Consider the following 6524-nt stretch of genomic DNA (forward strand, 5'->3'; position numbering starts at 1 on the left):
CTCAGCGCAGCTCGTCCACAATCTCCGACAGCGTCTGCAGCTGTATCGGCGACGGCTGATAGAGGCACACCGTGTCCGAGACGCCGTCGACGCGATCGCGGATAGCCGCGGCGATCTCCTTCGGCGTGCCGCACGCAGCGATGGTGTGCAACATCTTGTCGTCGATGAGGTCGCCCATCTCCTGCCAGCGGCCCTGCTTCGACATCGCGTTGAGCTCGGGCTGCAGGTCCTCCCAGCCGTGCGCGGCCAGCACCGGCCGGTACGCCGGGGTCGACCCGTAGAACGCCAGCAGCCGCCGCGTCGCCGCGTGGTCCCCCGCGTCCGAGCCCGCCGACACGATGATCTCGGGAATGACGGCGAACTCCGAGGCCCCTCGGCGACCGGCCCGCAGGCCGTCGCGCACCGCCGGCATCGTGTGCTCGTGCAGAAACCGCTTCGAGCCGAACGGCATCACCAACAGGCCGTCGGCGTGCTCGGCCACGGCGCGGGTCAGCCGCGGCCCGAGCGCCCCGACATAGATCGGCGGCGGGCCGTAGGGATTGGGGCCCGGGGAAAACGTCGGCGTCATCAGCGTGTGCCGGTAGTACTCGCCGCGAAAGTCCAAGCGGCCGCCCGTCTTCCAGGCCTCGAAGATCGCGCGCAGGGCCGCGATCAACTCGGTCATGCGGGCCACCGGATGCTCGAACTGCGCGCCGAAGCGCTTCTCGATCTGCGGGCGGACCTGGGTGCCCAGGCCGAGGAAGAATCTCCCGCCGCTCAGCAGCTGGTGATCGTTGGCCTGGTGCGCCAGGTGGATCGGATTGCGCGGAAACGCGATGGCCACGTTGGTCATCAGGTCCAGCCCGCCCACGGTGGCGGCCAGCGTCAGCGGGGCGAACACGTCGTGCGGTCCCTCGAAGGTGGCCACACCGCCGGCCCCGGCGTCGCGCAGCGCCCGCGCCCGCTCGACCGCATCCACCGGCCCGTACAACGCGGTGAAGACCTTCATCCGGCCACCTGAGCACCTACTTAGACGGGCAATGGAAATTCATCGTACGAAATCGTCAAAATGCGGTTGACTAAGGGACGTGACGAAGCCGCCGCCGGTTGTCGACGTGGTCGTGGTCGGTGCCGGCTTCGCCGGGCTGTCCGCGGCGCGCGAGCTGACCCGACAGGGCCATGACGTGCTGGTGTTCGAGGGCCGCGACCGGGTCGGTGGCCGGTCGTTCACCGGCAGCGTCGCCGGGTTGCCCGCCGACCTGGGCGGCACCTTCGTGGGCCCGACGCAGGAGGCCGTGCTGGCGCTGGCCGCCGAGCTCGAAGTGCCGACGATCCCGACCCACCACGACGGCAAGAACGTCATCCACTGGCGCGGCTGGGCGCGTCCCTACCACGGCACCATCCCCAAACTTTCGCTGACCGGGCTGCTCGACATCGGCCGGCTGCGTTGGCAATTCGAAAGGATCGCCCGCAGCGTCCCGGTGGCGGCGCCGTGGGACGCGCGCCGCGCACGCGAGCTGGACGGCATGTCGCTCGGCGGCTGGCTGCGCTCGGTGCGCGCCACGGCTTCCTCGCACGACCTGATGGCCATCGTGGCCCGGGTGACCTGGGGGTGTGAACCCGACGACGTGTCGATGCTGCACGCGGCCCGTTACGTGCACGCCGCCGGGGGGCTGGACCCGCTGCTCGACGTCGAAAACGGCGCCCAGCAGGACCGTTTCCCCGGCGGCACCCAGCAGATCGCCGAGGCGGCGGCCGCCGAACTCGGCCCGCGCGTGGTGCTCGGGGCGCCGGTCCGTCGCATCGAGCGGCACGGCTCGGGGGTCACGGTGACGACCGACGCCGGGTCGGCCGAGGCCGGCTTCGTCATCGTCGCCGTCCCGCCGGCCCATCGGGCATCGATCGAGTTCGCTCCCCCGCTGCCCGACGAGTACGAGCAGCTCGCGCGGAATTGGCCGCAGGGCCGGCTGAGCAAGGCCTACGCGGCCTACGAGACGCCGTTCTGGCGGGCCGACGGGTTCTCCGGGCAGGCGCTTTCCGACCGCGGCCCCGTGTTCATCACGTTCGACGTCAGCCCGCACGCGGACGGCCCCGGCATCCTGATGGGCTTCGTCGACGCCCGCGCGTTCGACTCGCTGCCCGGCGAACAGCGCCGCCGCGATGCGCTGCACTGCTTCGCCGCGCTGTTCGGCGACGAAGCGCTCAAACCCCTCGACTATGTCGACCAGCGTTGGGGCGCAGAAGGTTTCGCGCCTGGCGGTCCGACGGCCGCGGTGCCGCCCGGGTCGTGGACGCGGTTCGGGCGGTGGCTGCGCGAGCCGGTGGGGCCGATCCACTGGGCGGGTACCGAGACCGCCGACGAGTGGACGGGCTTCCTCGACGGCGCCGTGCGGTCCGGCCAGCGGGCGGCCGCCGAGATCACCGCATTGCTATGAGCTGATCCGGCTTGCCCGCACGTCGTGGGTCACCGATTCCACCAGGGCGCGCAGGTGCCGGTTGACCTCGCCGGGCTGTTCCAGCATCGAGCAGTGGCCGCCGGGCAGCTCGACCAGGCCGACCACGTTGGGCGCGGTGCGCGCGATCCTGCGGGACTGGCTGATCGGCGTCAGCCGGTCGCGTTCGCTGCCGATGACCAGCGTCGGCACGGTCAGCCCGTCCAGGTCGAGATGCCGGGACCCCAACGCGTCGACGAGCATCTTCGCGCAGCCGCCGCGCCCGGCCGGCGAGGTCTGCGCGAACAGCTCGCAGATCACCCGCGCGGCGCCCGGTTCGGCGCCGGCTCCGACCGCGAGCATCGCGATCAGATAGCGGCTGGGGACCCGGGTGCCGGGGGGCAGCGGGAACCCGCCGAAGGCGGTGATCAGGCCGCGGGCGGCCAGGACCCGCGCGTCGGAAAATCCGCGCGGCACCGACAACAGTCTCACCTGCCGCACCAGGTCCCCGGTGGTGGTGTTGATCAGCGCGACGGCGTCGGCGCGGCGATCGACCTGGTGCCGGTAGTGCGCCGACCAGGCGGCGATGGCGATGCCGCCCATCGAGTGGCCGGCCAGCACCGCGCGCTCGTGCGGCGCCAGGGTCGCCTCGAGCACCGAATTCAGATCGGAGGCAAGGTGTTTGAGGCTGTAGCCGCCGCGCCGCGGGACGCCGCTGCGCCCGTGGCCCCGGTGGTCGAACGCGATGACCCGGTAATCGGTGGCCAGGCCGCGGATCTGGTGTGCCCACGCCCGGATGGCGCAGGTGATGCCGTGCGTGAGCACGATCGGATAACCCTCGGGCGGCCCGAAAACCTCTGCGTGCAAAGGGGTTCCGTCGGCCGCGCGCACGGTCACGGCGCGGCCGGGCGGCAGTTCGCCGGGGAGCCGCTCACTTGTTCGACTCGATGACACAGCGCTCATCGCCGCTCCCCCTTCGAACGCGGCCACGTCGCCGCACTCCGGATGTAGGCGAAGTGTAGCCCTTGCTCAACGACGAACTGGTGAAAACGGCCCATTACACACCGCGAATTCGGGCACGATCGTGCAACAACGTGTGAGACGCTGGCTGCCGTGTCCCCGATGTCCCGTCGGGAGTTCCTCGCGACCACGACGAGCCTGGCCGGCGGGCTGGCGGCCGCCTGCACGCCGCCCCCGCCGGACACAGCGTCAGACAACAAAGCGGTGCTCGTCGTCGGCGCCGGCATGGCGGGCCTGGCCGCCGCGCGCAGCCTCGCCGACGCGGGATGGCCGGTGCGCGTCCTCGAGGCCCGCGACCGCATCGGCGGGCGGGTGCATACCGACCGCGGCTGGGGCGTACCGCTGGAGATGGGCGCGTCCTGGATCCACGGCACGACCGACAACCCGCTGATGGAGCTCGCGCAGCAGGCGCGGGCCCAGCTCGCCCCCACCGACTACTACGGGTGGGCGAAGCTGGTGGTCGACCCGCGGCTCCCGGCGCTCGAGTACGACCCGGAAACCTGGCGCACCTTCGTCAAACGGGCTCGGGGCCACGTCGACGGCGGCAGCCTGGGCGCCGCGGTGGACGGCGCGGCCACCCGGGCCGAGCTTTCCGACGCCGACCGGGCGCAGTTGGGGTTCTATGTCACCACCGAGATCGAAAACGAATATGGCGCCGGCGCGGACCAGTTGTCCGCCAACACCTTTGACCACGGCGATTATGCAGACGGTGACCAGGACGTCGTCACCAACGGCTACGACGCCCTGCCGCGGCTGCTCGCCGACGGGCTGCGGATCGAGCTGAAGACGCCCGTCACCGCGATTGCGCGGCGCGACAATTCGGTCGTCGTGCGCGCCGGGGACCGCTCGTTCGAGGGGCCCGCGGCAATCGTCACCGTCCCCTTGGGCGTGCTGAAATCCGGTGCGATCGCGTTCCATCCGCCGCTGCCCGAACTGCACGCCCACGCCGTCGACGCGCTGGGATTCGGGGTGCTGTCCAAGAGCTACTTTCGGTTCAACCGCCGCAGCTGGGCGGCCGAGAACGCCTTCTTCCAGTACCTCGGCGCCGAGCCGGGCGCTTGGTCGCAATGGTTCAGCCTGCCGAGCGCCGCGGGGCCGATCGTGTTGGCCTTCAACGCCGGTGACCGCGGCCGGTGGGCCGAGTCGGCGCGACCCGCCGAGCTGATGGCCAGCGCGCTACCCATCGCGCACCGGCTGTTCGGCGACGACGTCGCACCGGTCGAGGTGCGCAGCTCCAACTGGGCGGTCGACCCGTACGCGCTCGGCTCGTATTCCTTCCACGCTCCCGGTTCCGGCCTGGCCGACCGGCGCAGGCTGGCCGAACCGATCGGGGACCGGCTGTACCTCGCGGGTGAGGCCGTTGGGGTGAACAATCCGGCCACCGTGACCGGCGCCGTGGTCAGTGGCCGGCACGCCGCCGGCCGATTGATGCACCGGTTGAGCGGCTGACGGTCGCTACCGGCGCTCCAGCGCGCCGGCACAGGCATCGAGGATGGCGGCAAAGCTCGAGCGCAGCAGCCGATGGCTGAGCGCCTCCAACAGCTTTCCCCCGGCCCAGGCCGGATGGGTGTAGTTGGTCACCCAGTCCACCCGCGTCCCCTCCCCCGCGGCGGCGAACGTCAGCGTGCCGCCCTCGTGGTTGAACGGCGGGAACGAGCGGACGATGAGGTAGGAGTAGCTGTGCGGCCGGTCGTAGGCGGTGATCTCCTCGCGGAACCACGTGCCGACCCCGATCACCTCGCGCACGGCGCCGGCGCCGGGCCGCGGCGAATCCTTCGCGTAATCGGCCTTCAGCACCAGCGGAGCGGCGGCCAGGTTCGGCGGGTCGGCCAGCCAGTCGAAGACCCGTTCCGGGGCCGCGTCGATCGTTCGCTGCAAGTTGATCTGGACCACCCGACACATGCTAGACGCCGATGTCTCGCACATAATTGGGTAGCGTCAACGAACGGTACGCGATGACAACTGTGTTGGTGGACACGCACGATCTGGGTGAGGCCGAGCAGATCCTCGGTCAGACCTACGCCGCCGTGCGCATTCTCGGCACCGCAACCGACGGCGCCCGCATGAGAATCTCGCGAAGGTCGTTGGGCCCGCTGACCATCGACGACGGTGAGGTCGGCTACGAGTTCAGCTACGACGCCGAGTCCCCCGAGAAGATCTACCTGTGCCGGGTGCGTTCCGGGCTGGTGGAGGAGCGGCTACCCGACGGGGGGACGAATTCCGTTGGCGCCGAGGGGATCCTGGCATTTGGGGCGCTCGACGTGCCGTTCACCGGCCGGGTGAGCCGCGCGCACTGCGACATCGTCACGATCGACCGGGGCCTCTTCGATCGGGTGGCGACGATGGGCGGCGGTCGCCGGCCCGGACCGGTCCGATTGACCGATTCCCGACCGGTTTCCGCGGCGGCGGCCCGGCATTTGGTCCGCACCGTCGACTACGTGCGGGACGGCTTGCTGGCCGACGCGGCCACCAGCGGCGCGACGCTGATCGCCGCCACCGCGATGCAGCATCTGGCGGCCACCATGCTTGCCACTTTCCCGAACAACGCGTTGTTCGATCCGACGATCGAGGATAGCCGCGACACCACCCCGGCGTTGCTGCGGCGCGCGATCGCCTTCATCGAAGAGCACGCCGACAGCGACATCGGCATCGCCGACATCGCGCGGGCCACCTACGTCACGCCGCGCGCGATTCAGTTGATGTTCCGTCGCCACCGCGATTGCACGCCAATGGAATATCTGCGCCGGGTCCGGCTGCACTACGCACACCAGGACCTGCTGGCCGCCGAGCGGGCGCACACCACCGTCACCCAGATCGCCGCCAGGTGGGGGTTCGCGCACACGGGCCGGTTCGCCGTCTACTACCGCGAGGTCTACGGCCAAAGCCCGCATACCACGTTGCGCGACTGACGCTACGTCAGCTGTTTGAGCGTGGCGTGGGGGCTGTGGCCGTAGGTCTGCCGATAGAGCACCGCGAATCGCCCGGTGTGCGCGAACCCCCACCTGGCGGCGATCTCGGTGACGGTGCTGCCGGACGGCTCGGCGGCGATGAGATCGTCGTGCGCGCGCTGCAGCCGGACGCGACGCACGTATT

Annotated in this window: 7 protein-coding genes; 3 read left to right on the forward strand and 4 right to left on the reverse strand. The window is 70.8% G+C overall.

What is annotated here, in order from left to right:
* Position 1: 1 nt before the first annotated feature.
* Positions 2-988, reverse strand: a complete 987-nt coding sequence (locus A5705_RS23430; RefSeq protein ID WP_068280365.1) for a TIGR03617 family F420-dependent LLM class oxidoreductase — start codon at positions 986-988, stop codon at positions 2-4.
* A gap of 79 nt (positions 989-1067) precedes the next feature.
* On the opposite strand from A5705_RS23430, the gene A5705_RS23435 reads away from it, so the two are divergent.
* Entirely contained in the window at positions 1068-2414 is a 1347-nt protein-coding gene (locus A5705_RS23435; RefSeq protein WP_068280368.1) for a flavin monoamine oxidase family protein, read from the forward strand.
* Here A5705_RS23435 and A5705_RS23440 read toward each other — a convergent pair.
* On the reverse strand, positions 2409-3374 hold the full coding sequence (locus A5705_RS23440; RefSeq protein ID WP_067883492.1) for an alpha/beta fold hydrolase: 966 nt from the start codon (positions 3372-3374) through the stop codon (positions 2409-2411). The two genes, A5705_RS23435 and A5705_RS23440, sit on opposite strands and share 6 nt — an antisense overlap.
* Before the next feature lie 150 nt (positions 3375-3524).
* Between A5705_RS23440 and A5705_RS23445 the strand changes: the two genes are divergently transcribed.
* Positions 3525-4880 carry an NAD(P)/FAD-dependent oxidoreductase gene (locus tag A5705_RS23445; RefSeq protein ID WP_067883493.1) on the forward strand — a complete coding sequence of 452 codons (1356 nt, stop codon included), beginning with the start codon at positions 3525-3527 and terminating at the stop codon, positions 4878-4880.
* A 6-nt stretch (positions 4881-4886) separates the two neighbouring features.
* Here the strand turns inward: A5705_RS23445 and A5705_RS23450 are convergent, their stop codons facing one another.
* A complete protein-coding gene (locus tag A5705_RS23450) occupies positions 4887-5333 on the reverse strand; it encodes an SRPBCC family protein (protein ID WP_369803388.1) in 447 nt (148 codons plus the stop codon).
* A gap of 53 nt (positions 5334-5386) precedes the next feature.
* Here A5705_RS23450 and A5705_RS23455 point away from each other — a divergent pair, with 53 nt between their 5' ends.
* Complete coding sequence (locus A5705_RS23455) at positions 5387-6340, forward strand: helix-turn-helix transcriptional regulator (RefSeq protein ID WP_067883495.1); 954 nt, start codon at positions 5387-5389, stop codon at positions 6338-6340.
* A 2-nt stretch (positions 6341-6342) separates the two neighbouring features.
* Here the strand turns inward: A5705_RS23455 and A5705_RS23460 are convergent.
* Positions 6343-6524, reverse strand: a 182-nt coding sequence (locus A5705_RS23460; protein WP_156763212.1) for a helix-turn-helix domain-containing protein, incomplete at its 5' end; no start/stop codon positions are given.

This window comes from Mycobacterium sp. E787, assembly GCF_001668725.1.
In the GTDB taxonomy this organism is placed as follows: Bacteria; Actinomycetota; Actinomycetes; order Mycobacteriales; family Mycobacteriaceae; genus Mycobacterium.